The sequence below is a fragment of the Neorhizobium sp. P12A genome, from assembly GCF_008365395.1.
Taxonomy (GTDB): domain Bacteria; phylum Pseudomonadota; class Alphaproteobacteria; order Rhizobiales; family Rhizobiaceae; genus Rhizobium.
This window is the reverse complement of record NZ_QOVX01000007.1, coordinates 112,058-138,883: the sequence shown is the minus strand read 5'-3', so window position 1 is coordinate 138,883 and position 26,826 is coordinate 112,058. Positions and strand designations below refer to the sequence as shown.

The window sequence follows — 26,826 nt, the reverse complement described above, 5'->3', positions numbered from 1 at the left end:
TGACCATGGCCATCGCCTTCAAACAGGAAACCTTCCGCGACGACTTCAGCTATCGCAACAGCCCGGAAAACATTCGCCGCTTTCCCTTTCCCTTCGAGCGGGACGAATACATGTATTCCGTCAACATGGAACCGCATGAGAAGGGACGTACGGGAACCGTCTTCGAAAACTTGATCGATGTCGACGAACATTATGTTGCGGAGATGCGCGATCGCGCGCTCGTCCTGAAGGAGGACCCGCTACGCTATCAGGCCCTGCCCCACATGATGTCGGCACAGTGGGACACGCTTGAATTGCTGATGGAAGAACAGGCCGCCGGCTACCCCGAGCATTTCACGCTGATCAGGAACGGCGACAGGTGGAGATGGATCAACCGGCCGCTCGGCATCGACGATACCTTCACCTTCGGCGATCCATCCACCCTGCCGTATGAACCGTTCGAATACATCACACGGCAGGCGCAGGGAGACTTCTGCATCGTTGACCAGCGCGACGGCAATCTCTGGATGGATGCCGGCATGGTGACGACCCAGGCCGACTGGTCGCTCGATTTCGACATCGGCATGAACTTCATGGAATGGCACGGACCAGTGCCGTTGGCGCATCAGATGGGCGTTTTCGACCGCGCCTTGAAGTTCCTGCTCAATCTGCAGCAGGGCAAGCCGACGCGTCGCTTCAACTGGACGATGACGATCAATCCACGGCTCGACACCAGCCCGGAGAACTATCCGAAATGGGGCCCGGATCGCACGACGGTCACCCCGCAGAATGTCGGCGAAAAGGTGCACCTGCGTGTCGAACTCCAGAGCCTCTGGCGGCTGCCGCGTTCCAACGGCATCCTATTCGTCATCCGCTGCTACCTGATGAACATGCAGGAACTGGTGACCGTGCCGAAATGGGCGCGTCGCTTTCCGCGGGTGTTGAAGACACTGCCACCCGAACTCATCGACTACAAGGGACTGACCCGCTTTCGCCAGGACACGATCGACTGGCTTTCGGCCTATGACGACGGGGCGCCGACCAGCCCCGGTATCTATCCGGATTGACGCAAAAGGAATGCGTTTGAAGACAGCCTACCAATAAAAGGGGAATGATACATGACTAGAGTAGCCGTCATCGGCGCCGGCCCATCCGGCCTTGCCCAATTGCGCGCCTTCCAATCGGCTGCCCAGAAGGGTGCCGAAATCCCGGAAATCGTCTGCTTCGAAAAACAGTCGGATTGGGGCGGGCTTTGGAACTACACCTGGCGCACGGGGCTCGATGAATATGGCGAGCCCGTCCACGGCAGCATGTACCGTTACCTCTGGTCGAACGGCCCGAAGGAATGCCTGGAGTTCGCCGACTATTCCTTCGAGGAACATTTCGGCAAGCCGATCGCCTCCTATCCGCCACGCGCCGTGCTCTGGGACTACATCAAGGGCCGCGTCGAGAAGGCGAATGTCCGTCATTGGGTGCGGTTCAGCACGCCGGTGCGCATGGTGAGCTTCGACGAGGAGACCAAGAAGTTCACGGTGACCGCGCATAACCGGATCGAAGACCGGATGTATGACGAAGAATTCGACTATGTGGTCGTCGCAACCGGCCATTTCTCGACGCCGAACGTGCCTTATTTCGAGGGCGTGAAGACCTTCAACGGCCGTGTGCTCCATGCCCACGATTTCCGCGACGCGGTGGAATTCAAGGGCAAGGACATCCTGATCGTCGGACGCAGCTATTCGGCCGAAGACATCGGATCGCAGTGCTGGAAATATGGCGCGAAATCCGTGACAACAAGCTATCGCTCCAAGCCGATGGGCTTCAATTGGCCGGACAATTTCGAGGAGCGGCCACTTCTGACCAAGCTTGAGAACCGGACGGCGCATTTCCTCGACGGCTCGACCAAGGAGGTCGACGCCCTCATCTTGTGCACCGGCTACCAGCATCACTTCCCGTTCTTGCCCGACGACTTGCGCCTGAAGACGGCCAACCGGCTCTGGGCCGACCACCTCTACAAGGGCGTGATCTTCGACAAGAATCCGCAGCTCTTTTATATCGGCATGCAGGACCAGTTCTACACGTTCAACATGTTCGACGTGCAGGCCTGGTGGGCGCGTGACGTCATGATGGGCCGCATCAAGCTGCCGCCTGAAGAAGAGCTGCAGGCGAATTTCGACATGTGGCGCGCCCGCGAGGAGACGCTCGAAGATGCCGAGCAGATGATCTGGTATCAGGGTGACTATGTGAAGGAGCTACTCGCAGAGACCGACTATCCGAGCTTTGACATCGAAGGCACCAACAAGACGTTCATGGAGTGGGAACATCACAAGGCCCACAACATCATGGGCTTCCGCGACCATGCCTATCGCTCGCTGATGACCGGCAACATGTCGCCGACGCATCATACGCGTTGGGTCGAGGCCCTTGATGACTCGATGGAGGAATATCTGCGCAATTGACGTCCCCCAAAGACGTTCGTTCCCGCGACCGGAGCGCTTCGGCGTTCCTGTCGCGGGTTTTTAGTTGCCGCCCGTTCTTTTATGGCCGCCGGAAGGCGGCTGGGATCGTCTCGGGCTTGACCTGATTGCCGGCGGTCATGACCTGCCAGTAGGCTTCGTCGACGGCATGTATGATGCAGTTTTCGATGCTGCGTGCGACCATATTGCCTTCCGCCGAATGCGCGGCCGCGACGTGTGCGACCTCTTCCGGCAGACCGACGGTCAGGCAGATGTAGACGCCGTAGGCTGGGTGCCTCAATGCCGGCCTTCCGGTATGGGGCGAAGACGCCCACCGTTCCCGGTTTACCGGGTCGAATTCCCACGGTTTGCCGATGTCATGGCAGAGCGCGCCGGCGACAACCAGATCGCGGTCTATGTCGAGCTGCGGGAAATTCCGGATGAAGTCGTCCGCTACCAGAATGGCCTGGCGCGTGACGGTACGAAAATGATCCGTCTGATTGCCGCTTATCGCTTCGAATATGCCGGGCACACCGCAGGCCGGCATCTCTACCAGCGAATTATAGCTGCTTCCTGCCAAGGCGAAGGCCCAGGCCTCGACAACTTTTGCGCGGAGATCGTCATTCCTGATCTCCGCGATCTCAGGCAGATCCCTGCGGACGATATCGCGTATCTCATCGGTAATGGGACGCCCCTGCTTTGCCAGGGGCGGGGTCGCGGTGGTGGTCTTAGTCTGCTCCATCGAGTGAACCTCATTTCTTGTTGACTTGGGAGATCTGTCGGATCGGTCACGAAGCAGTTGCGTTGGCCATTTCGATCAGCTTGGGAGGGAAAAGGTCGGGATTGCCTGTCAGAACCGATGCGGTCTTGGTTCGGAACGACTCGCGATCGACGTCGGTCGAAACTTTGAGGCCGTTGGATGCAAAGAAGGTGTAGGCCTCGGTCTCCTGCTGCACCGTCAGCATCCGGACATGGTCGTCGGCTGCCTTCGAAGCCTTGTTGAAAGCGTCCTGTTCGGTCTCGGAAAGTTTGCTGTAGGCGTCCGGATTGATCACGATATAGGCCGTCGTCAGCACGTGGTCGGTCTTCGACACGAATTTTTGGACTTCATAGAGCTTGGTCGATTTCACAACCGGAGCCGGCGTGTCCTGGCCATCAGCGACGCCCTGCCGGAGGGCCAGATAAAGCTCGCTCAGATCGACTGCGACAGTCGAGGCGCCCAGAGACTGTATGAGGGCGATATAGGCGCGGGAATTGGGGACGCGCATTTTCAGGCCCTGCATGTCGTCCGCCTTGAGCACAGGCTTGACGTTGTTGGTCATGCAGCGGAAGCCCAGATCGGTCCAGCCGCAGAGCTTGAATCCCTTATCGAGCGAAAGCTTGCGCAGATCGTCGCCGAATTCGCCGGCGAATGCGTTGTAGGCCTGCTGGCGCGTCTTCCAAAGGAAGGGAGCGTCCGTGATGGACATTTCCGGCACCCATCCCGAAAGACCGACGCCGATGCCACCCATCTCGACGGAGCCGCGACGAACCGCCTGCGCAATATCGCGCTCTCCTCCCAACTGGGCATTCGGGAAAATCTGCACGGTCACGCCGCCATCTGTCAGCTTCTCTATCTGCGCCTTGAATTCCAGTGCCCAGAGATGCCAGCCGTGCTCGGTGGGGGCCGGATGGGCGAGCCGAAGCTTCTTCGCTGCCGCAGCCCTCACAATGCCGGCTGGGAGAATGGAGGCGGCTCCCACCGCGCCGCCGAGTTTCAACAGCTGTCGGCGCGATACGCCGTTGGAGCTTGCTCCGTTTAGAAAATCAAATGCGGACATAGTAACACTCCTCTCGTTTCCCCTCGCTGCCCATCAACCCTTGATGTTGAACAGGGTGGGCAGAATTGTTGTGATTGAAGGCACGGCGACCAGTATGAGCAGGCCGATCACCAGAACGCTCAAATACCAAAGCAGTATGCGGCTGGTGGCCTCCACCCTGGCGCCCGTGATCTTGCAGGCGACGTAAAGCGCGATGCCGACCGGCGGAAGAACGACACCAATACCGAATGCCTCAGCCATCACGATACCGTAGTGCAGCGGATCGATATGAAGCGACACCGCAACGGGCATAAGCAACGGCGCCAGGATGATGATCGTGACGAAACTCTCGAGAACAGCGCCGACCAGTACGAAAATGACGATCACCGCCAGAAGAAATCCCGTCGGTCCGAAACCGCCGACGAAATCGGCGAGCGAGCTGGTAACGCCCTCTAGTGTCAGCGCCCAGGAAAAGACCGTCGCCATGCTGACCGTGAAGAAGACCATGCCGTTCAGCATCGAGGCGTTGGTCAGCGTCTGCCACAGGGTGGCCGGCGTGAACTTGCGGTAGAGGAAGCCCAGAAACAGCCCGTATATGACGGCAAAAGTCGAGACTTCCGTGGGTGTGCCGAAACCACCAATGATGCCGCCGATGAGGATGACCGGCAGGAGCAGCGGAAGAATGGCGCTGCGGCCGGTCGAGACGACCCGGCTGAAAGGCGCACGCGGCCTGGGCTTCCAGCCGAACATCGAGGCGCGGATGCGGATGAGCACCATCTGGCAAAAGGCAAGTGTCGCCGCCGGAAGCACACCGGCAACGAACAGTGCACCTGTCGATATGCCAGTTGCAGATCCAATCAGGATCAGGGCGATACTCGGGGGCACGGATTCGGACATCGCAGCCGCCGCCGCAAGCACCGCGGCCCGCTCTGGCGCCGGATACCCTTCCTCCTCGAGCTGCTTGGACATCGGAATGCCGATCATGGCCATATCGGCGGCCTTAGAGCCGGAAATGCACGAGCCTAGATAGCAGCCCACCACCATGACTTGCAGCAATCCACCACGAACATGGCCGATCAACGCAACGATCAGGTTCACGATCTTCGAGCCGATGTCGGCCTGGTCCATGATGAAGCCGGCGAAGATGAAGAATGGCAGGGCAAGCAGAATGAACCCATCCGATCCGCGCTGTGCATTCGTGACAACCGCGACCATGTCCGAGGATTCCGAGCCCAAGACACACACAATACCTGTTGTGGCAAGGACAAAGCCGATCGGGATCCCGAGGATCAGTTGCACCAGGAACATGCCGGCAAGCACGGCATATAGGGCCGGAAGATTCGCGCTGAGCGCATCCTGGCTGACAAGGAACAACGCGACCGCGATCGCCGGAATGAAGAACATGGAAATTGCGGCGGCAATGGGAAGCCGGAACAGACGGACCGCGGCATGTACGACGAAGAGCACGCATCCGATCGTGATCGGCACTGTCAGCCACGCGTAACCGATGCCGAGAACGATCGTCGTCTCTTCCAGATTGGAAAACAGCAGGGGCACGGAATAATAAGCAGTGAGCGCGGTGACCAGAATAACGGTCCACTCGACCAGAGCCGCGAGGAACGGCTTCACATGCGCCGGCATCCGATCCGACAGGAAGGTGATGGCGACGAAATTTCCGCGGCTGTAGGAAACGGCACCTCCGAGGAAGGAGATGGTCACCAGGAAAGGATGAGCCGTTTCGGCTACGCCGACCACAAGCGGGGAATTGGTATAGCTTCGCAGAATGGTGCTCGCGAAAATGAGCAGAACTTGCCCTACCAATGAGATATTCAGGACTGCGATCGCAGCCTCGTCGATCCATTGAAGCCAGCGCGGAACAGGATGCAGATCCTCAACCCCGTCAACCTCGGCCCTATAGGCCGGAGCCACCTCAACTGTCATGCATTCCTCCCTGGTGCACGCACCATTGCGAACGGGGTTTTTCGACCTGCCGTCGCCTGGTCTCCGTGTCTGGGCCTCCCGCCCGTCGAGATCATTAATGTAATGGATTACATTTCTTTGCAGGATGCGTCAAACGGAATCTATGGAACCGCAGCTGAAAAGAGGACCTCAGATTGTCCGGATATCTCATATAAACTCCCTAGATAATGCCGATTTTGGGGCTGAATGCCGGATTCATTGCTCGGCAAAGTTTTGCGGATATCTTGTCAAGGCGTCAGAGGACGACTATTAAGATCAATCATGGCGCCAGAAAAAAGAAAACGATTACAGAAAAATCAAGGTGAAGCTGTCCGGGTCAGCGACGTGGCGCGACTGGCGGGATGCTCGACGGCAACAGTGTCACGAGTCCAGAATACGCCGGATCTCGTATCGGCCGAAACACGCGAGCGAGTACAGGCCGCGATCCGTGCGCTCAGCTACATGCCGAACAGTGCCGCCAGGGCCCTCCGCTCCAATCGTTCGCGCATGATCGGCATCGTCATTCCGACTCTCAACCATGCGATCTATGCCAGCCTGGTCGACGCCGCGCAGCAGCGCTTTGCCAGCGAAGGATATTCTCTTCTTGTCGCGACCTTCGACTACGACCTGGACAGGGAAAAGGAACAGACCGCTGTCCTGATAGAACGGGGCGCCGAAGGCCTTGTTCTGGTTGGAGAATGTCATCATCCTGAATTCTATCCGATGCTGGCGGCTGCCGACATTCCCTACATCAACACCTATGTGTTCAGGCCGGATGGGGCGCATCCCTGCGTCGGCATTGACAACCGACAAGCTTCCTTCGACATAGCCGAATTCCTGTACGGGCTTGGGCACCGCACATTCGGTGTCATCTGTGCATTGATGGAGGGCAACGACCGTGCGGCCACGCGCGTGGCGGGCGTCAGGGAAGCGCTTGCCCGTCACGGAATCGAACTCGATCCGTCCGCTATTATCGAGCGCCCCTACAGCATTCCAAGCGGTCGGGAAGCCTTGCGCGTGCTGCAGGCGCTGATCCCGCGGCCGACGGCGATCATCTGCGGCAACGACATTCTTGCTTTCGGTGCGCTTATCGAATGTCATGAGATGGGCCTTGCAGTGCCGAATGACATCTCGATCGTTGGTTTTGACAATCTCGACTTCACCGCCCACATCAGCCCCCCCCTGACGACCATGGACGTGCCGGCCAAGGAAATGGGAGACGGCGCCGCGCGGTTCCTGCTCGATACGCTCAAGGGTCGCACGACGATGCGCAAGATACGACTGGAACCCCAGTTGATCGCAAGGCGAACGACCGCTCCCGTTCCCGGACTTATTTTCCCGGTCGATTTGCGCAAAGCCGTGGACTGACATCTTCCGACCCTAACCTTTGTCACGCATCACGAAGCATTCCTCCCCGGTGCCCATTGCCTCAGTGGCAGCAATCGGAGGACTGCAACGAGCGTTCGATTGCATTCATCCAGATCGCGACAGCTGTGGCCCCACCATCGGGAAATCCGAGCGCGCGTTCGCCGAGATAGCTCGCGCGACCGACCCGGGGAGTGAGATTTGCACTCTGCTCCGCGCCTTTGGTGGAAGCCGACGCCGCGGCGGCAAATGCCGCTACCGGCGAGTGCGGGGCAGATGCGGCGTTAGCCCAAGCATCCAGTGCCGGATAGAGGGCATCCAACATAGTTCGATCGCCGCGTTTTGCTCCTCCGAGATCCGAAATGGCCTGGATCGCAGCCGCAAAGGCTTTCAGCCAATCGATCTCTTCTGGATCATCTATCCCCTGCAGATGGGTTGCGGCACGCACCAGGCCTGTCGCGTAGAACGGACCGGAACTGCCGGCGATGGCGCGGCGCACCGACGTTCCAAGATCGGCCAAGAAGCGCGACGGCGTCGCATAGCTTGCGTCGGCAAGCTCCCTGATGGCCGCCGCGCCGCGAACCATGCTTGCGCCGAGATCACCATCGCCGGCCTTTCCGTCGAGATCGCTGAGCTCGGCTTCTGCCTGCTCCAGTGCATCGGCGATGGACCGGGCGGCCGTGCGCAATTTGTCGGATAGCGGACCATCCTGCGCATCGATTTGCGAGACAGCTTCCACGGCCTCGCCTTCAGCCACTGCAAAGGGATAGCGGATCAGGCCATTTCCGGCCCAGCCGGCAGCATCCACTTGGGCGTCGAGCAACTCAAGCCGTTCCTTGTCCACCGGCAACAACGAAAGGGAGAAACCCGGCATTTCCAAAGCGGTCATAAAATTGCCGCACCAGGCTCGCTCGACCTTCAATCCCCGCTGCGTCAGATTGAAAAGGCTGTGGCGCAGGGCAATTGCAAGCTCCATCTGCGGCGTCGCGCCAAGGCCGTTGACGAGGACCGCAACATTGGACGGCGAGGCCTCGCCGAAATCCGACAGGATAGTGCTGAGCACGTCGTCGACAATCTCATCGGCCGGTTTCATTGCCATTCGCTCGACACCCTTTTCTCCATGGATGCCCAGTCCGTATTCGATTTCGTTTTCCCCGAGGCTGAAACCGGCATGACCGACAGCAGGAACGATGCAGGTGCCAAGCCCGACGCCCATCGAGCGAACCTCGGAAGCTGCCTGTCGTGCAATGCGCGCTACATCCGAAAGAGGCAGTCGCGCGTCGGCTGCCGCGCCGGCCAGTTTATGGACGAACACCGTACCGGCAATACCGCGGCGCCTCTCTACTGAAACGGTGTTGCGCAGCGATACGTCGTCGGCAACCAGAACCATCTCGGTCGGGATGCCCTCCGACGTGGCGATCTCGGCCGCAAGCCCGAAATTGAGCCGATCGCCGGTATAGTTCTTCACGATAAGCAGAGCGCCAGCACGGCCTGAAACAGCGCGGATGGCCGCAAGCACCGCATCGACGCTCGGAGAAGTGAATACGTCGCCGACCACAGCCGCCGTCAGCATCCCAGCACCCACATAGCCTGCGTGTGCAGGCTCATGCCCGGCACCACCGCCAGAAATGACGGCGACCTTCCTGTTGAGCTTGCCCGGAAGATCGTTGCGGATGACAACATTCTCGTCACACAAGATGGCAAGCCCCTGCGACATCGCAACCACGCCTTCGAGCATTTCCCGAACGACAAATTTGGGATCGTTTATAAGTTTCTTCATCGTCAATTTCCCGAACTGTTTGGAAATGATTCCTGTGAATGGGCTCACGCAGCGGCTTTGAGAATCCGCCGGACATCCTCTGCATTCAGGTTTTGTCTCTCGCCGAGAGGCAACTGATGCGCCTTTTCCAGATGTTCGATGATGTGCTCCACATCAAAGGCAATATTCGGCAATTCGCTCAGACGTACAGGGCAGCCCATGCGGCTGAAGAATTGCTCCGTGAAAGCGATCGCTTCCATGGCAACTGCACGGTCGTCACTCCCTTCGAGCTTCCACACGTTCCGGCCGAAGCGGGCTAGCATTGCGAGCTTGAGCTCCAGCTGGTCGCGCAACAGATGCGACATGACGAGCGACAGCGTCCGCGCATGATCGATGCCGTAGAGCGCCGTGAGTGAGTGGCCGATCATATGGGTCGACCAATCCTGTTGTGCGCCAGCGCCGATAAGCCCGTTCAACGCCTGATTGGCCGCCCACATGACCGTGTCGCGCACTTCATCCGTCGGCTCATCGATGAGTTTCGGCCCGGCCTCGAACAGGACAGTCAGCAGGGTTTCACTGAAGCCATATTGGATCGGGAGATTGGCCGGCTGCGTCAGATATTGCTCAAGCACATGGGTCACCGCGTCGACGACGCCATTCTCCAACTGCCGCCGGGACAGGGATTTCATTGTCGAGGGATCGAGGACGGCAAATTTCGGACGGGCCTTTTCAATCGCAAAAGGCAGTTTCAGGCCGCGGGTCCGACGCGACATGACGGACACGGGATTGCTTTCGGAGCCGGTTGCCGGCAGCGTCAGAACAGCGCCGTTCGGCAGCGGATCCGGCAAGGCGGCACCTGATACGAGCAGATCCCATGCGTCCCCGGACTTGACGGGAATTATGGCGGCCAGAAACTTCGCAGCGTCGATAACGGAGCCGCCGCCGACGCCGAGAACGAACGTCGCTTTTTCATGCTGCGCGAGCCTCGCGGCCTCAAGGATGGTATCGTACTCAGGGTTGGGCTCGATGCCGCCAAACGGAATGACGTGCCGGTCTCCCAGTGCGCGCATGACCTGATCATAGACTCCGTTTGACTTGATGCTTCCTCCACCGAAAAGGAGCAGGACCCTTTCGTTTCGGCTCAGCAGATGATCGAGATCGGCAATCTTACCCTGGCCGAACACGATCCTCGTGGTGTTTTGCAGGTCAAAGTTTAAGGGCATGGCATCCTCCCGTCGAAGCGTCGGAAACCGTCTGGCGTTTCAGCGGCAGCCGGCTTCCTTCGCTCGCAGCTTTAGACATTCATCCTGTTGCCTGGCGTCACACCGTGAAGGTGATCTCAAGCGGGCCGTAGCCTTCGAAGGCTACGGAAACGGTGTCGCCGGGTTTGGCGAATTTCAATCCAGTATAGGTGCCTGTCGTGATGATCGTTCCCTGAGGCACATAATCAGGACGGTGCTTCGACCGGAAAAACGCCAAAGCCGGCAGTCGGGAGTCGACCGCGGAATGGCCGCCCACGGTCTCCGACAAGACCTCTCCCGAACTGGAAAGCTTGATCGGAAGTTTGGTGAAATCGGTTGCTTTGCTATTGGGCCACGGGTCGCCGTAAACGAGCGCGCCGTTGGACATGAAATCCGCGTTGCGATCCATGGGCGGTGCGTCCGTGTAGCTGACGAACCGCGTATCCACCACTTCTATCGTCGGCACGACGGTCGTCATCTCATCGAACTGCTCGAGCGTCAGCGTTCGGTGAGAGGGCTCCAAGTCGACGTTCAAGCGGTAGGCAATCTCCCCTTCCACGCCCAGCAGCGGAACAGCCGAGGCAGGCAGCTTCGCAGGGTGCGCGAGTAAGCGGGACGCCAGGATTCCGCCCCACATCACGGTCTCAGGATCGGTGCCGGCAACCTTATAGGCGACAATCTTCTCGCCCAGGATCTTTGCCGTTTCATTCTGGATGGCGGCCGCATCGGCAAAGGTGGTTGGCCTCGCATCCGCCGGCAACTCCTTCAGGGATAGGCCTTGAAGACGCGCCTTCGCCAGAAGGTTCGCCGCGTTATGAATGTATTTCTCTTGCATGATATTCCTCCTCAGTAGGCTTTCGTCGATTGCTGTACGAGCAATTTGCGAGCACCCGCAAGAAGAACCTGATTGATCCATGCGAGATTCATGAAGTCTTCGCGGACAGGCTTTCCTGCCTGACGGATGCGCTGGGTCGTCTCCTCAACGATGCGCTTCACCTCGGGATGATTTGGCTCGCCGGGATATCCAAGCGATTGGGCGAGATCGTTGAGACCGAAACTGAAATAATCGACGCCAGGTAGCGCCGCAATGTCTTCTGCTGCTTCGAGCCCTTCGGTGCTCTCGATCATGATGCCGACCGAGACATTTTCATTGCAGGCGGCAAGATGGCCGGGCAGATCGTCGATCTCGGTAAAGAACGGCCGGCCACCACCGAACGAGCGGCTGCCCTGCGGCGAAAAATAGACCGCGTCAAGCGCTTCCTTGGCATCGGCCACCGAGTCTACATGCGGAATAATGATGCCGCGTACGCCTCGATCGAGGAACCGCGTGATGGTTGCCGCAGACCGATCTGGAACGCGGGCAATTGGAACCATGTCATATCGTTCGGCTGCGATGCACGCCGTCTCAAGGTCCCTCGTATCGAAGGAGCCATGTTCGCCGTCCAGATAGACGAAATCGAGATCCAGCGAGGAGAGAACCTCGATGATGGTCGGTGCAGGGAAGGTAAGATGAATGCCCCGAATATTTTCCCGCGTTGCTGCCGCCTGTTTGACGATATTGCGGCTTTGCTTCGTTGCGATCTTATCCATTGCGGTGCCCTTTGATTGAAGGAATTTCCATATTATTTCGTAGCGGTCAGGAGGCGGATCGGCGCTCCGTCCAGAAAGGCGAGAACATTTTCGATCGACTGCTTGTAGAAGACGTCGAAATTTTCGCGCACGCAGTAGCCGAGATGCGGCGACAGAACGGTGTTCTTGGAGCTGCGCAAAGGATGATCGGCCGCCAGGGGCTCCTGGTTGTAGACATCAAGAGCGGCAACGACCTTGTCTGCCGCAAGCGCGGCCAGTAGCGACGGCTCGTCGATGAGGGGGCCACGCGATGTGTTGACCACCACGACGCCTGGTTTCATCAGCGAGAACTCACGCGCTCCGATGATGCCGATCGTCTGCGGCGCAAGGACCATATGGATGCTGATGAAGTCGGCGCGCGCGACAAGCTCGTCCTTTGTCGCATAAGCCACTCCGGCGGCTTCAGCGCGCTCTGCCGTCAGGTTCGGGCTCCAGGCCAGCACGTTCATCCCGAGCGCTTTCGCATAGGATGCAACGAGGGCTCCAAGCCGTCCAAGCCCGATCAGGCCAAGCGTTTTTCCACGCAGAACAAAGCCCGGAGCCACGCCGCTCTGGAAGCCTCCCGCCCGGATCGCCGCGTCACCTGCCGGTACGCGACGCGCAGCCGAAAGCATCAAGCAAAGCGCCAGCTCCGCCGTTGCCTCACCGCCCTCGCCTGCTTCGGTGCGCGTCACGGTGATGCCCCGCTCGGCCATGGCATTCAAATCCACCGAGAGGTTGCGCATGCCCGTCACGCTCAGCATCCGAAGCTTCGGCAATCTCGCGATCAGGCTTGCCGGAAAGGGTGTCCGCTCGCGCATCGTCATCACGATGTCGAAATCCTGCAAACGCCTGACGACGGCATCCTCCCCTGAGAGGGAATCTTCGAAGAAGCTCACATCCGCGCGGGCAGACAAGGGCTTCCAATCCGCACTGGTACGGGCGACGCCCTGCCAGTCATCGATCACTGCGACTTTCGTCATTCCATTTCTCCTGCTGAAACCCTTTGCATCAGCCCAGTTCCTTGACAGCCAGATCGATAATATCCTTGCCGATGGAAGCCTCGAACTGCTGGTAGACAGGCTGGGTCGCCTTTACGAACAGCGCGCGATTTTCCGGGGTGATATCGTTGATCTGCATGAGGGTTTTGAGTTTCTCGGCGGCCGCGGCTGTTGTCTGCGGCTGAGCCTGCCATTCCCAATCCATCGACTTCTTCATCGCGGCCTGCAGAATGCCCTGCTCTTCTTTCCCGAAGCCGTCCCACAGTCCCTTGTTCATCGATACGACGAAGAAATCGGTGACATGGCTTGTGAGGGAGACGTATTTGCTCACCTCGTAGAGCTTGACATCGATCAGGTCAGGAATGGGATATTCCAGTCCATCAACGACCTTCTGCTGCATGGCAAGGTAGATTTCAGCGGAATCGAGCGCGACGGGATTGGCACCCATGGCGCGGAAGGCCTGGAGGTACACCTGGCTTGAGATAACCCGAAACTTCAGGCCGGCAACATCGGCGGGCGTATTGATCGGGTGCACGTTGTTGACCATATGGCGCGCGCCCATCAGCCACGAGCCAAGGATCTTGAACCCGGCCGCTTCCGACAGTTCCTCCATCTTCGCGCCGAAGGCGCCGTCGAACGATGATCTCAATTTGTCCGGGGAGGAGATAAGGAACGGCAAGGTGAACACATCCATCTGCCGGATGAAATTGGAATACCAGGCGGGCGTGGCATTGCTCATCGACAGGGTGCCGAGCTGCACGGCCGTCAGCATTTCCTTGATGCTACCCAGCTGAGAGTTCGGGAATGTCTCTATCTTGATCTTGTTCGATGAAAGCGTCGCGACCTCCTCCGCGAACATCATCATCGCCTTGTGGTAGTTCGAACTGGTGGGCTGCGGATTGCCGAAGCGCAGGGTGCGAGCCCGCTGCGCAAGGGCAGGCGTCGCCAGGCCCGTGACCGCGACAGTGGCCGCAGCACCGGCCGCCGCCGAAAGCTTGAGGAATTCACGACGGCTGCGGGTTGCTGTGCCGAGGTCGATGCTGGATTTTTTCATTATACCCTCCCGGTATGATTAAGCTTAGGCGTTTCAATGAGATGCTGCATTTCAGTGCATGCCGAATACCGTCGGCAGCCATGTGGTGATCTGCGGAAAGAGGATGACGACCACGACGCCCAGGATGAGGAAGGCGTTGTAGTACATGCTCGAACGCATCGTCGCATTGATGGGGGCTTCACCGACCGTGCAGGCGATGTAGAAGCCGATACCGATCGGCGGCATCATTACGCCGATGCCCGTGGCCATGATGATGAGGATTCCAAACTGAAGCGGATCAATGCCCAGCTTGACGGCAAGCGGCAGAAGGATCGGCGCCGATATCAGAATGGCCGGAAAACCTTCAAGCACGAAGCCGATCACGATGAGAGCCGCGACGCTGACGAAGAGAAAGACCGTTGGGCTTACCGTCTGACTGAACACGCTGACCATCGTCGCGCCGAGACCATCCACCACGATTGCTTGGACCATCAAATTGGCCATGCCCACCATCAGCAGCACCATACCCGCGACAAGCGCTCCTTCCCGCAGCGCACGCCAGCAAGAAGCGAGCCCTACGCTCCGGTAGAAGAAGAGTGCTGCGACAAAGCCATATACGACAGCGAAGGAAGAGGACTCCGTCGGCGACGCGATACCACCGACAAGGCCACCAATGACGATAACGGGCACACCCAGTGCAGGCAGAGCCGGTGGCAGGCTGAACAACGCCCTTTTCAAATTGAACGGAGCACCCTTGGGCCATTCTCTTTTCCGGCCGCGAAGGACTATCGCGAGAATCAAGGCGATTGCCAGGATCGCCGCCGGCAGAAAGCCCGCAACGAAAAGTGCGCCGACCGAAAGACTGGTCACCGAGCCCAGTATCAGCATTGCAACGGACGGTGGGATGGTTTCAGCCATGGCAGCAGACGCGGCAAGCACAGCCACGAATTCCGTCGATGGATAGTTGCGCTCCCGCATCGGGGCCCTCATGACCGATCCAACGGTAGCGATATCGGCGGCCTTGGAGCCGCTGACGCCCGAAAAGACATATGTTGCGAGAACTTCGGCGATCAGCAGGCCACCCTTCCAATGCCCCACCCATTCCTGGACCATATCGATCAGCTTGCGGGCCATGCCCGTTACATCCATGAGCGCCCCGGCGGCCATGAAGAACGGGATTGCCAAAAGGACGAAGCTGCTGATGCCATACTGATAGGCGGCCGGAATCCCGACCAGCGGCGCATCGCCTGTCATGACGAAGTACAATGCACCACCGGAGGCCAGGATAAACGGGATCGGCGTGCCAGTGACGAAGGCGAAGGCCAGGAAGCCGAGGATGGGCAGGAACGGATCCAGCTCCAGCGCCCCCGAATAATAGCCGCTGCGAAGAAGCATCACCAAAGCGCCGAGCACAGCCATGATGGCAAACGCGATGGCCAGCCCAGTCCACGAAACGTCCGACAGCTTCTCGATCGTATAGATGATCGTCAGCACGAGGCCGACGCCTAGCCATATGGCGACAACCCCGAGCGACATTTGCAGAACCGGCAGAACCTGCTTGACCTGCGCGGCAAAGAAGTCGGGGAAGACGGACAGGGAAAGAAGGCAAAGCGCAATGACGATCAGAAAGCCGCAACTTCTCAGGATGTCGCGCCGAAGCCCGGTCGCCTGATCAATGATGGCCATATAGGCCATTCCGGATGCCCGCCGCATAAAGGCCGGCGCTCCGAGAAAGGTGATGATGGAAAGGAGAAGCGTGGACACATCGGCAGCCCAGGGCAAATCCTGACCGAGAATGTACCGAAGCATCGTATTGGAGAAGGTCACGACGATATTGATGATCAGCGCGACGACGACGAAAACTTCGACCGAAAGCGCCAGAGCATCGAACTGGCGGCGGAAGGAGTGCTGAGGTACGTCTAGTCCCGAGGTTTCAAGGACGGGTTCGATGACGCTGTCTTCATCGTGAGCGGCAAATCCGTTCATCGTCATGACGACACCTCCGGAGTATGCTCAAGAAGGAAATCACGGGCGCGTTCGATGGCGGCATCCCGGTATTTCGGCCCTTTCCACGGCGCCAGCACCTCCGCTTTCGTGAGACGGGCGATGTCGGCTGAGACGGATACCGGGTGCATCGTGTCGTCGCCGGGCATGAGCAGCGTGGGCACGGTGGAGGTTGCTGCATATTCCCGGGTCACGCTGAAGATGAAATCGGTGGCGAACATGCGTTCACCCGCCGCCTTCAAGAGCGCTGGATCGACATCGGACCGACCTGCAACCGTCGACTCCCAGTGGGCGACCTCGCCGTCGACGGCAGCACGGTTGGTGTCGCTGAGCCCGATCGGGTTTTGCAGAATCTGAGCCGAGACTGTCCCCGGTGCCGCCTGCTCCAGAGCCAGCGCAAAGGAGACGCCGATGCAGCCTCCCATCACATGGCATCGCGCAATGCCGAGATGCTTGAGCAGTGCAAGATGATCCGCGGTGTAGGAGGACCAGCTGTAGTCCGGACCGATGCTGGCGCGAGAACTTCCGGCATTGCGGACATCGAAGCTAATAACGCGGAAATGCGGCGTGAAGACCGGAATGGGATCGCGCCAGTCCTGATCGACGCCGGGACGCGAAGGATTGGTGCGCCAGCGCTCTATCCGCGATCCCAGGAAACCCGGCGCGAACAGAAGCACCGGATATCCTTCACCGCTTTCCTCATAGAAAATCTCGCCGTCGTTTACCGAAAGTACCGGCATCGCTATCCTCCCAGATATGACAGTCATTAAGACGTCGTAAACCTGCATAGCAGCATGGGAGCAAAGAGAAAAATCGATTGTTTTTAGCCATTCCGATTGATAAAACTTATCATGGCTATCACACTCGCTCAGATACGCGCTTTCGAGCGCATCGCTCGCCTCGGCAGTTTTCATGCGGCCGCGCAGCATGTCGGCATTACGCAGCCGAGCATTTCACATCGCATCCAGGATCTCGAAGCAGTCCTCGGCACGGAGCTTTTCACCCGCAATGGCCCGAAGGTCACGCTGACGGCTGATGGCCATGCGTTGCTCGAGTATGCGGACCGGATGCTGGAGACGGCAGACGAGGCGGTGGTCCGCTTCAAGAAACGAAACCCATTGCTTGGCCTCCTGAGACTGGGCGTAAATGAAAGCTTCGCCCATGTTTGCCTCACCGATCTGATGGGTCGGTTGGAGCAGCAATATCCCAAGCTGAAGACATCGGTCACAGTTGGCGACACCGGCATGATAAGCGCGCTGCTGAACGACCATCAGCTCGATATCGCTGTCATCTCCGAACCCGGCGTGGCAAGCCATATTCAGCGGGTGCCGATCGGACGAAACGAGCTGGCGTGGATTGCGAGCAGCAAGCTCAAATTGCCGCCGGGTATTTTGACGCCCGCCGATCTGGCGCAGAACCACCTCATCGTCAGCCCGCAGACGGCACGCCTGCACACCACGATGACAAACTGGTTTTCGCTTGGCGGCAGTGCCCCTAGCCGCGTCAGCACCTGCAATAGCCTCTCGGTGACGCTTCTCATGATCAAGAGCGGCTTTGCGATTGGTCTTGTTCCTGCGCGCCTGGTCGCGGAGGAGCTTGCGCGAGGGGAATTGATAACAGTCCCGGTGAGCGTTCCCGTCGAGGCGCACCGCGTTTTTCTTTGCTATCAGATCGTGGAATTCGGGCCTGACCTGGAAGCGATCGTAAGTTTGACCAAGGAACTGATCTCCCATCATCAGTTGTTCAAATGACCGAAGGGAAATTGGCGCCACGCGCCCAAGGAGCGCGTGGCGCTTTCAGCCGATAGGCAGGGGCTTACAGGTAGGCTTGGCGCGAGCCTGTCGATGACGCCGTTTCGATCGACTCGATCATCTTGTGGCGGACAAGGGCATCGGAGAACCTCGGTACATGGGACGTTCCGTTGACGATATCCTTGTGCATTAGCGTATAGGCATGGGCGAGCGTATAGAACATATCGGTCGGAGCACAGGTATGAACCAGTTTATAGGCCTCCGGCACCACCATGTCAGCCAGTTTGCCTCCCTTGCCAGGACCGTGCTGAATTCGGAAGTCACTATATTGCAATCGGCCCTGGTTGCTGGTGATCACCAGATCTCCCTCTGTGCCATTGATCTCCCAGAGAAAATTGGCGACGGAAGATGATCCGGAGCGATAGTGAACCGAGGCGACGGCTCCATTCTGCAAAATGCCGCCGACCGCGATCTGATCGTCGATCGTTTTCGGCACCATTTCGCCCGTATCCGTTCGCTTCACCATCGGGAAACGCGTTGCCAGGGTGGCGGATATTTCGGAAAATTCCCCCAGGCACCAGCATAGACCATCAATGGTGTGACCGAACTGAACCGTCAGCATAGACACCCCGTTTTTACGATCGAGACCATAGACGAGGCGTGGATCGATCGTAGCCCCCCAGGCGCCAGCCGACCCCACCAGTGTGGTCGAAACCACGTCGCCGATGTGACCTGCTTTCACAAGATCGCGGATATAGCGTAGTGCCGGAGAAGCGCGGCCTTGCAGCCCGACGAAGCCGGTGACGTCAGCGTCCCGCGACAACGCAGCCATGGCTTCGGCATCCTGCCTGCCATTGCCGAGTGGCCATTCACAATAAACGGGCTTCCCCGCATCGAGGGCGGCCGTAACCAACTCCCGGTGATGCGGAACCTTCACCGCAACGACCACGACATCCACATCGGGATGCTTCGCCAGTTGCACCGGATTGTCGAAAAAGGCCGGTACATCAAATGTCTTTGCAGCCTTCGCAGCCGAGTCGATATTCGACGTGGAGAGCGCCGCAATCTCGTAACCGGTTATAGCCTTCAGTGCCGGAACATGCGCTCTCGCAGCCCAGGATTCAGCGGAGCTCAAACCGATAATGCCGAGCCGGATTGTTCTATCTACCATTTTTCCCTCTTCACACGCAGTTGCTGCTCAGTCGAGGCGGGGTCACCATTCCCCGATGTGCTCGTCGGATTGGGACGGTGGCTTCGATAGGAGGCTGAGCTGGATAGCCGCATTCGCGCGTATAAAATTCTGCCTATAGGCCAGACTGTATCGAAGACTTGGGCCGCAGAAAAATCGATTATTTTGCCCCATTGCGATAGATAAATCTCATCATTCTGCAACGATTGAGATGGCTCCCGGCAGCAAAACTGCAGCTTGGCTCACTGTGACAGCAACAGATGTCAGTGCCGCGATCACCTCTTTACAACTAACATGTTAGCGTGTTACGCCTTCAGTGAACCGCGAGGAGGATTTTAATTGACGAAGAAATTTGGGCTCTCAGTCGCTCTTGCGACGCCATTTGATTCGACTGGCGCGATCGCAGTCGACGCGATGATCGAACAGGCAAAGCGTAGCCTCTCGGCAGGCTGCGCCAGCGTAACGCTTTTCGGAACGACCGGTGAAGGTTCTTCTATCGGAACGCATGAGCGTGAGCTTGTCCTGTCGGCATTTCTAGATGCCGGAATCGCGGCCAACCAGATCGTAGTCGGCGTTCTGGTCGATGCTGCAGAGGATGCGGCCGCGCAGGCGGGATATGCGCTTGCCAAGGGTGTTCGTAATATCCTGCTTGCGCCCCCTTCCTATTTCAAGAATGTCAGCGACAACGGCCTTTTCGATTGGTTCGGCGCGGTATTTTCGAAGCTCGGCGACACCGCCCGCGATGTCATCGTCTACAACATTCCGTCGGTGACGATGGTGGCGCTCTCGGTCCCGCTGATCGGCCGGCTTCGCAAGGCTTTTCCGGCTGTGGTCGGCGTCAAGGATTCCTCGGGCGACTGGCCGTACACCGAATCTCTGCTGAAAGCGCATGGGGATCTGATCATCCTGATCGGTGACGAGCGGCATCTGGCCAAGGGCGTGCAGCTCGGGGGCCAGGGCGCGATCTCGGGCATGGCAAATTTCCTGCCGCGCGAAGTCAAGGCCATGGCCGAGCACGGATATGAGGATAGCCGCATTGCGGACTTCGTGGTCGAACTCCTGAAGCATCCGGTCACACCGGCGGTAAAAGTCATGGTGGCAAGATCGACCGGCGATCAGATGTGGCTTGCGGTCCGTCCTCCGCTCGTTTCAATATCCGGCGAAGGGCAAAAGCAGCTGGCCGACGCTTTCGAGTCGCTATTCCGGTCGAAGGCGGCGTGAGATTTGGCTGTGCGCGAAGGAGACGCAATGGAGGAAACCGGGGAACAGACGACGCTGAGGGAGAAGGCTTACGAGAGCTTTACCCGCCACCTGCTGGCGCGCGATGTCCGTCCCGGTCAATTCATTTCACAGCGCCGCCTTGTCGAATTGACGGGGCTGACGCTCGGCGCGATCCGTGAGCTCATCCCCCGCCTTGAGGCTGAGGGGCTGATCAAAACGGTCCCGCAACGCGGGCTTCAAATCGCGCATATCGATCTCAACCTCATTCGTGAGGCCTTCCAGTTCCGCGTCGTCCTGGAAAAGGAAGCGGTCGCCGTTTTCACCCGGAAGGCGTCCGACGACGACATCGCGCGGCTCATGAAGCAGCATCGCGATATTGTCGACGCCATCGACAATGGAGACGGCTCCCACGAGCTTGAACTCCACGCACAGTCGGTCGATTGGGGCATGCATGACGCCTTTATCGATGCGCTCAGCAATACGATCATTTCGAATGCCTATCGCGTCAATTCCATCAAGATGCGCCTGATCAGCCAGGAACGCTTTCGTATCGACGGACGCGTCGGGCCGGTCATGGGAGAACATTTGAAGGTTCTGCAGGCGATCGAACGGCGATCTGCGGAGGACGCCGTCAACAATCTGGTGGCCCATATCCATCACGCAAGGGATCGGGCGCTAGCGATATAGAAGACAACAGCTCGGAGTAAGGAGAATTCCGAGCGCCAAGGAGGAAAAATAACATGCCAACATCATTCATGAATCCGACACGCCGCGGCTTTCTTGCCGGCACGGCCGCCATCGGCGCCGCAGGTCTTCTGGGCGTTCGCCCGGCATCGGCTGCGTTGGATTGGAAGCGTTTTTCGGGCACGACGCTGGAAGTGAACCTGATCAAGAGCCCGCGCAGCGAGACCATTCTCAAATATCTGAGCGAATTCGAGGCGCTGACTGGCATCAAGGTCAATGCCGAGGCAACGCCGGAGCAGCAGCAGCGCCAGAAGACGACGATCGAGCTCAGCTCCGGAAAGCCGAGCTTCGACGTCGTTCACCTGAGCTACCACGTCCAGAAGCGTCAGTTCGAAAAGGGCGGTTGGCTTGCCGACATCAGCGGCTTCATGAAGGATCCGTCGCTGACCGATCCGTCACTGACGGAAAGCGATTTCGCCGAAGCCGGCCTGAAATTCGCCAAGGATTCCAATGGCGTCATGCGGTCCTTCCCCTTCTCGGTGGACTACTGGATCATCTACTGGAACAAGAACCTCTTCGAGAAGAAGGGCCTGAAATATCCGGAAACCTTCGACGACATGGTCAAGGCCGCGGAAGCCCTGACCGACAAGTCGACCAACACCTACGGCTTCGTCGCCCGCGGCCTGAAGAACGCCAACACGCCCGTGTGGACCACCTTCATGCTCGGCTACGGCGCGACCCCACTCGGGGCCGACGGCAAGCTGCAGACGACCTCGCAGGGCGCGCTCGACGCCGCCAATCTCTACCAGCGCCTGATGACGAAGTCGGCTCCTCCCGGCGTCTCCGGCTTCAACTGGGCGGAATCGCAGTCGGCTTTCCTGCAGGGCAAGATCGGCATGTGGCTGGACGGCGTCGGCTTTGCTCCGCCGATCGAAGACCCGGAAAAGTCCCGCGTCGTCGGACAGGTCGGCTACGGCATCATGCCGAAGGGTCCGAATGCGCAGGCGGCAGCCACGACCGGCGACGGCATCGGCGTCACCGCCGCCAGCCAGAAGAAGGAAGCTGCCTACCTGTTCTGCCAGTGGGTGATTTCGCACGACATGGGCGCACGCCTGCTGCAAGCAGGTGCCGGCGTTCCCTTCCGCCAGTCCGTGCTTGAGGACCAAGCCGTCCGCAAGGGCGTCAAGATGCCGAGCGCTTGGGTGGATGCCGTTGTCGGCTCCGGCAAGGTCTCGCAGCTCGCCCTGCCCGTCATCATCCCGGTCACCGAGTTCCGCGACATCTACGGCGTGGCGCTAACCAACATGATCGGCGGCAGCGATCCCGCAAGCGAACTCAAGACCGCCACGGCGCAATTCGAGCCCGTTCTTGCACGAAGCGAGCAGGGTTGATGGCCTCCGTGAGCATCGAAAATACGGCAGCCGAGAAGGCGACGGGCAACAGGAGCAAGCCGAACAGGCTTGCTCCGAACTACTGGCCGTTCGTCATCCCGGCACTGATCGTCATTGCCGCCGTCATCGTCTTTCCCTGGGCGTTCACGCTCTGGATGAGCGTCAACCGCTGGACGCTCGGTCAATCGCAAAGCTTTGTCGGCTTTGACAATTACCTTCGTCTGGCGACGGACGCCCGTTTCTGGGAAGCGCTTTGGCACACGGTGACCTACACCTTCCTGTCGGTGGTGGCGCCGCTCTTCTTCGGCACATTGGCAGCCCTGATTTTCGATGCGAACTTTCCGCTGCGAGGGTTTCTCCGCGGCATCTTCGTCATGCCGATGATGGCAACGCCTGTTGCGGTCGCGCTGGTCTGGACCATGATGTTCCACCCGCAGCTCGGCGTGCTCAACTATCTTCTGTCGCTGGTCGGTATCGGTCCTCAAGAGTGGATATACAACCAGTTCAGCGTCATTCCCTCGCTGGTGCTGGTCGAGACGTGGCAGTGGACGCCGCTGATCATGCTGATCGTTCTCGGCGGGCTCGCCTCCGTACCGCGGGAACCCTATGAAAGTGCCGAGATCGACGGCGCCAACGCCTGGCAGAAATTCCGCTATCTCACCCTGCCGATGATCGCGCCCTTCCTGATGATTGCCGTCATCATCCGCAGCATCGATGCCATCAAGAGCTTCGACATCATCTACGCCATGACCCAGGGTGGGCCGGGAACGGCCTCGGAAACGATCAACATCTATCTCTATAACACCGCCTTCTCCTATTACGACATCGGCTACGGCTCGGCCATGGCGGTGGTGTTCTTCATCGTCGTCGTCGCGCTGTCCTTCGTGCTTCTCATGGTCAGGCAACGCACCCGATGGACGGATGCGGAGGGGAAATGATCATGACGCAAAAGACGCTCAACCGCATCGGCCTGTTTTTCGTGGCGCTGGTCATGGTTTCGCCGGTCATCCTCTTCTTCCTCTGGATGATCTCGCTGTCGCTGAAATATGAGATCGACAATGGCGCCTATCCGCCGATTTTCATTCCGGATCGCTTTGCCTGGACGAACTATGTGAAGGTATTCCAGGAGAACAATTTCTTCCTCTACTTCTGGAATTCGATCCTGGTGACGGGCGCGGCCACTTTGCTGGCGCTGCTGATCGGCGTACCCGCCGGCTATGGCATCGCGAGGCTGAAAGCTGAGCGATCGGCGATCGTCATCATGATAGCGCGCATGACGCCGGGCCTTTCCTTCCTCATCCCGCTGTTCCTGCTGTTCCAGTGGCTGAACCTGCTCGGCACACTCTGGCCGCAGATCATCATCCATCTCGTCGTGACGGTTCCGATCGTCGTCTGGATCATGATCGGCTATTTCGAGACGACGCCGATGGAATTGGAGGAAGCCGCCAGCATCGACGGAGCGACGCCCTGGCAAGTGTTTCGTCTCGTCGCCCTGCCGATTGCAAGGCCCGGCATCGTCGTTGCCTTCATTCTCTCGGTGATCTTCTCCTGGAACAATTTCGTTTTCGGCATCGTGCTCGCCAGCCGCGAGACCAGAACCCTGCCGGTCGCGGTCTACAACATGCTCTCCTTCGAGCAGGTGAGCTGGGGGCCGCTTGCAGCCGCAGCGCTGATCGTGACGCTGCCTGTTCTCGTGCTGACGATGTTCGCGCAGAAGCAGATCGTCGCCGGACTGACCGCAGGCGCCGTCAAGGGCGGATGACCGCCTTCTCTTTCAAGATTTCAGACAGGAAGCAACAATGGCACCCGTCAACATTCAAAACGTCCAGAAGCGCTTCGGCGCAGTCAAGGTCATCCACGATATCAGCGTCGACATCGGCGACGGCGAATTCGTCGTTCTCGTCGGCCCCTCCGGCTGCGGCAAGTCCACTCTGCTGCGCATGATCGCGGGTCTCGAAGAGGTCAGCGACGGCCAGATCCGCATCGGCAGCCGTGAAGTCAGCAACCTGCCGGCCCGCGACCGCGACATCGCCATGGTCTTCCAGAACTATGCGCTCTATCCGCATATGACTGTTGCCGACAACATGGGCTTTGCCCTGAAGCTGAGAAAGGCCGATGCCAGCGAGACTGCCGGCCGCGTCCAAAAGGCTGCCGCCATTCTCGGCCTTGAAAAGCTGCTCGACCGCTATCCGCGCCAGCTATCGGGCGGTCAGCGTCAGCGCGTGGCGATGGGCCGCGCGCTGGTGCGCGATCCCAAGGTCTTCCTTTTCGATGAGCCCCTTTCGAACCTGGATGCGAAACTCCGCGTGCAGATGCGCGGCGAAATCAAGGCCATGCATCAGCGCGTCGGCACCACAACGATCTATGTCACCCACGACCAGGTCGAGGCCATGACCATGGCGGACAAAATCGTCGTGCTGCATGACGGCTTGATCGAACAGGTGGGCGCTCCGCTCGATCTCTACGACCGGCCGGCCAATCTCTTCGTGGCCGGCTTTATCGGCTCGCCTTCGATGAACTTCATCGATGGCAGGATCGAGGAAGGCTCGTTCCGCAGCGACAAGGGTCTGATCCTGCCGCTGCCGCAGGGCTTGGATCTCCAGCATCTGGGCGGCAAGCCAATCGTCTACGGCATCCGTCCGGAACACATCCGCGCGGCGGAGGGCGGCATAGAGGGTAAAGCCGCGATGGTCGAGGGCACCGGATCGGAAATCTTCGTGAAGATCGATTGCGGCGGCGAGCAGATCTCCTGCCTTTTCCGCGAGCGGCTCCAGATCCGCTTCGGTGACATGCTCGGATTTGCGATCGATCCAGCCTCCGTGCATCTCTTCGACAAAGCGACCGGCAGGCGTCTTTGAACTCCGGCGCTGGTTTCGACTTGAAGGTGCCTCCACGTCACGTCCTCTGCGTAGGCGCCGCCGTCCTCGATACGCTGTTTCGCGTTCGTTCGATGCCATCAGGCCAGGGCAAGGTTTTGCCCTACGACATGTTGCAGGTCGCCGAGGGCATGGCATCGAGCGCTGCCTATGCAGTTGCCCGTCTCGGCGGCAGAGCCAGCCTATGGGGCGCCGTCGGCGACGACGAAACCGGTGCACGAATTATCGCCGAACTCAGCCGCGATGGGATCGACACGACAGGCGTGGTGAAGGTCGAGGGCGCCAGATCGGCGGTTTCGACCATTCTGATCGACGATCTCGGCGAGCGCCTGATCGTGCCGTTCTACGATCCGCTCCTGCATCAGACGACTAGGGCGATCGGCGCAGAAGACGTCGCGGCGTTCGACGCCGTGCTGGTCGATGTCCGCTGGCCGAAGCTTGCACTGGCAACGCTGGTTGCTGCGAGAGAGGCTGGAAAGCCTGCCATTCTCGATGGCGACGTCGCAGCCGATGGCGTCATCGAAATGCTGGCCCCGGCGGCGACCCATATCGTGTTTTCACAGCCGGCTGCCGAACGTCTAGCCGGAACCATCGATCTCATAGCAACCGTTTCCCGCCTGAAGCAGAAATTTGAACGGGCCTTCGTCTGCGTCACTGCCGGAGAACAGGGCTGCTACTGGCTCGATGAAATCGACCGGTCCGTGAAATCCATGCCGGCGATCAAAATCGAGGCTGTCGATACGCTCGCAGCGGGCGACATCTTCCACGGCACCTTTGCGCTGGCCATAGCCGAGGGACAGCCGGCAGAGAATGCCATCCGTCTCTCCTCTGTTGCGGCCGCGCTGAAATGCCAGAGCTTTGGCGGAAGGATGGGCGCGCCGACCGCCGCGGAAGTCCAGGGCGCGCTCCGTCTCAACGCCGAGGTACTGGTCAGCCGGACCGCAGGCTAATCTGGCGGCCTAACCAGACCAACCGTCTGAGCGCCATTGCTCGGCCCGCTCATCGATGTCGATGCTTCCCTTCTCGCTCAGAATCCCGATCGCTGCGTCATGCAGGGGCTGAGTGGCAGCCTGCACCGTCAGAAGGAAGCCTCCGCGCCGAAGTCCCTCGGCATAGAGGTTGCGTTGTTCCCTTGTGAAGAAGAAGTTCGCGATCGCGTCCATGAAGCCGACATGATCCATGGGCTCTTCTTCCTGCCGTTGGCCTGGCGTCAGGATGACGGCATCCTTTGGAATTCCCGCAGCGATCAATTCGTCGACGGCCTGCTCCGCATCGCCTTCGCTGTCAAACATCGCGCTGATCGTTTGACCTACATCGCCAAATGTTCCGACCATCTCTTGGTCCTCCATACTTGTTCAATTTTGAACAACCATCGAAGAAGCTCACAGTTCCAAGTCAGGCCTCGTCGTCGCGCTGGCGGATATCTTGGATGCGCAGCTGTATCTTTCCGGCGAGTGTTGCGGACACCACTAGGATTTTCTTGAGATCACCTGCCCGACTATTCGAAATCTAC

24 protein-coding genes are annotated in these 26,826 nt (G+C 59.1%); 11 read left to right on the top strand and 13 right to left on the bottom strand.

Features of this window, described 5'->3' with window-relative positions; all coding sequences use genetic code 11:
• Positions 1-5: 5 nt before the first annotated feature.
• Positions 6-1,046, top strand: coding sequence for a DUF3445 domain-containing protein (locus DTW90_RS20580; RefSeq protein WP_132523559.1), 1,041 nt, complete (start codon positions 6-8; stop codon positions 1,044-1,046).
• Between the two features lie 51 nt (positions 1,047-1,097).
• On the top strand, positions 1,098-2,435 hold the full coding sequence (locus DTW90_RS20575; protein WP_149340596.1) for an NAD(P)/FAD-dependent oxidoreductase: 1,338 nt from the start codon (positions 1,098-1,100) through the stop codon (positions 2,433-2,435).
• A 79-nt stretch (positions 2,436-2,514) separates the two neighbouring features.
• Here DTW90_RS20575 and DTW90_RS20570 read toward each other — a convergent pair whose 3' ends face one another.
• From DTW90_RS20570 to DTW90_RS20560, 3 genes are read right to left on the bottom strand one after another with little or no spacing between them, the layout of a single operon-like run.
• Complete coding sequence (locus DTW90_RS20570) at positions 2,515-3,174, bottom strand: HD domain-containing protein (protein WP_149340594.1); 660 nt, start codon at positions 3,172-3,174, stop codon at positions 2,515-2,517.
• A 46-nt stretch (positions 3,175-3,220) separates the two neighbouring features.
• Positions 3,221-4,252: a TRAP transporter substrate-binding protein DctP gene (dctP, locus tag DTW90_RS20565; RefSeq protein WP_132523562.1), complete on the bottom strand. Its 1,032-nt coding sequence runs from the start codon at positions 4,250-4,252 to the stop codon at positions 3,221-3,223.
• A gap of 33 nt (positions 4,253-4,285) precedes the next feature.
• Positions 4,286-6,172 (bottom strand): TRAP transporter large permease subunit, encoded by a 1,887-nt coding sequence (locus DTW90_RS20560; protein ID WP_132523563.1) that lies wholly within the window; start codon positions 6,170-6,172, stop codon positions 4,286-4,288.
• A gap of 363 nt (positions 6,173-6,535) precedes the next feature.
• Between DTW90_RS20560 and DTW90_RS20555 the strand changes: the two genes are divergently transcribed.
• Positions 6,536-7,558, top strand: coding sequence for a LacI family DNA-binding transcriptional regulator (locus tag DTW90_RS20555; protein ID WP_188079998.1), 1,023 nt, complete (start codon positions 6,536-6,538; stop codon positions 7,556-7,558).
• Positions 7,559-7,619: 61 nt separating this feature from the next.
• On the opposite strand, the gene DTW90_RS20550 is transcribed toward DTW90_RS20555, so the two are convergent.
• The 8 genes from DTW90_RS20550 to DTW90_RS20515 all read right to left on the bottom strand — a co-directional run bounded on the left by DTW90_RS20550 (position 7,620) and on the right by DTW90_RS20515 (position 16,941).
• Positions 7,620-9,335 (bottom strand): dihydroxyacetone kinase family protein, encoded by a 1,716-nt coding sequence (locus tag DTW90_RS20550; protein ID WP_132523565.1) that lies wholly within the window; start codon positions 9,333-9,335, stop codon positions 7,620-7,622.
• 44 nt (positions 9,336-9,379) lie between these two features.
• A complete protein-coding gene (locus DTW90_RS20545; protein WP_132523566.1) occupies positions 9,380-10,537 on the bottom strand; it encodes an iron-containing alcohol dehydrogenase in 1,158 nt (385 codons plus the stop codon).
• Positions 10,538-10,634: 97 nt separating this feature from the next.
• Positions 10,635-11,390 (bottom strand): fumarylacetoacetate hydrolase family protein, encoded by a 756-nt coding sequence (locus DTW90_RS20540; RefSeq protein WP_132523567.1) that lies wholly within the window; start codon positions 11,388-11,390, stop codon positions 10,635-10,637.
• A gap of 11 nt (positions 11,391-11,401) precedes the next feature.
• Positions 11,402-12,145, bottom strand: a complete 744-nt coding sequence (locus tag DTW90_RS20535) for an aldolase/citrate lyase family protein (RefSeq protein ID WP_149340590.1) — start codon at positions 12,143-12,145, stop codon at positions 11,402-11,404.
• A gap of 32 nt (positions 12,146-12,177) precedes the next feature.
• Positions 12,178-13,146: a D-2-hydroxyacid dehydrogenase family protein gene (locus DTW90_RS20530; protein WP_132523569.1), complete on the bottom strand. Its 969-nt coding sequence runs from the start codon at positions 13,144-13,146 to the stop codon at positions 12,178-12,180.
• Between the two features lie 28 nt (positions 13,147-13,174).
• The gene (locus DTW90_RS20525) at positions 13,175-14,218 is read right to left on the bottom strand and encodes a TRAP transporter substrate-binding protein (protein ID WP_132523570.1); all 1,044 of its coding nucleotides are present in this window, start codon (positions 14,216-14,218) and stop codon (positions 13,175-13,177) included.
• 51 nt (positions 14,219-14,269) lie between these two features.
• Entirely contained in the window at positions 14,270-16,189 is a 1,920-nt protein-coding gene (locus DTW90_RS20520; RefSeq protein WP_132523571.1) for a TRAP transporter large permease subunit, read from the bottom strand.
• Positions 16,186-16,941, bottom strand: coding sequence for an alpha/beta hydrolase (locus DTW90_RS20515; protein ID WP_188079997.1), 756 nt, complete (start codon positions 16,939-16,941; stop codon positions 16,186-16,188). Before DTW90_RS20515 ends, DTW90_RS20520 begins: the two co-directional genes overlap by 4 nt.
• 111 nt (positions 16,942-17,052) lie before the next feature.
• On the opposite strand from DTW90_RS20515, the gene DTW90_RS20510 reads away from it, so the two are divergent.
• Positions 17,053-17,952 (top strand): LysR family transcriptional regulator, encoded by a 900-nt coding sequence (locus DTW90_RS20510; protein WP_132523573.1) that lies wholly within the window; start codon positions 17,053-17,055, stop codon positions 17,950-17,952.
• Positions 17,953-18,016: 64 nt separating this feature from the next.
• On the opposite strand, the gene DTW90_RS20505 is transcribed toward DTW90_RS20510, so the two are convergent.
• On the bottom strand, positions 18,017-19,123 hold the full coding sequence (locus DTW90_RS20505; RefSeq protein WP_210251421.1) for a Gfo/Idh/MocA family oxidoreductase: 1,107 nt from the start codon (positions 19,121-19,123) through the stop codon (positions 18,017-18,019).
• 357 nt (positions 19,124-19,480) lie between these two features.
• Between DTW90_RS20505 and DTW90_RS20500 the strand changes: the two genes are divergently transcribed.
• The 7 genes from DTW90_RS20500 to DTW90_RS20470 are packed head-to-tail and all read left to right on the top strand — an operon-like array spanning position 19,481 to position 26,263.
• A complete protein-coding gene (locus DTW90_RS20500) occupies positions 19,481-20,362 on the top strand; it encodes a dihydrodipicolinate synthase family protein (protein WP_132523574.1) in 882 nt (293 codons plus the stop codon).
• A 27-nt stretch (positions 20,363-20,389) separates the two neighbouring features.
• Positions 20,390-21,049, top strand: coding sequence for a GntR family transcriptional regulator (locus DTW90_RS20495; protein WP_149340586.1), 660 nt, complete (start codon positions 20,390-20,392; stop codon positions 21,047-21,049).
• Between the two features lie 53 nt (positions 21,050-21,102).
• Positions 21,103-22,437: a sugar ABC transporter substrate-binding protein gene (locus tag DTW90_RS20490; RefSeq protein WP_149340584.1), complete on the top strand. Its 1,335-nt coding sequence runs from the start codon at positions 21,103-21,105 to the stop codon at positions 22,435-22,437.
• The gene (locus DTW90_RS20485) at positions 22,437-23,375 is read left to right on the top strand and encodes a sugar ABC transporter permease (RefSeq protein ID WP_149340582.1); all 939 of its coding nucleotides are present in this window, start codon (positions 22,437-22,439) and stop codon (positions 23,373-23,375) included. Before DTW90_RS20490 ends, DTW90_RS20485 begins: the two co-directional genes overlap by 1 nt.
• Positions 23,376-23,377: 2 nt before the next feature.
• Positions 23,378-24,199 (top strand): carbohydrate ABC transporter permease, encoded by an 822-nt coding sequence (locus DTW90_RS20480; RefSeq protein ID WP_188079996.1) that lies wholly within the window; start codon positions 23,378-23,380, stop codon positions 24,197-24,199.
• Positions 24,200-24,236: 37 nt separating this feature from the next.
• On the top strand, positions 24,237-25,295 hold the full coding sequence (gene ugpC, locus DTW90_RS20475) for a sn-glycerol-3-phosphate ABC transporter ATP-binding protein UgpC (protein ID WP_149340578.1): 1,059 nt from the start codon (positions 24,237-24,239) through the stop codon (positions 25,293-25,295).
• Positions 25,292-26,263: a sugar kinase gene (locus DTW90_RS20470; protein WP_149340577.1), complete on the top strand. Its 972-nt coding sequence runs from the start codon at positions 25,292-25,294 to the stop codon at positions 26,261-26,263. Before ugpC ends, DTW90_RS20470 begins: the two co-directional genes overlap by 4 nt.
• Before the next feature lie 9 nt (positions 26,264-26,272).
• On the opposite strand, the gene DTW90_RS20465 is transcribed toward DTW90_RS20470, so the two are convergent.
• Positions 26,273-26,647, bottom strand: coding sequence for a hypothetical protein (locus DTW90_RS20465; RefSeq protein ID WP_149340575.1), 375 nt, complete (start codon positions 26,645-26,647; stop codon positions 26,273-26,275).
• Between the last annotated feature and the right edge of the window lie 179 nt (positions 26,648-26,826).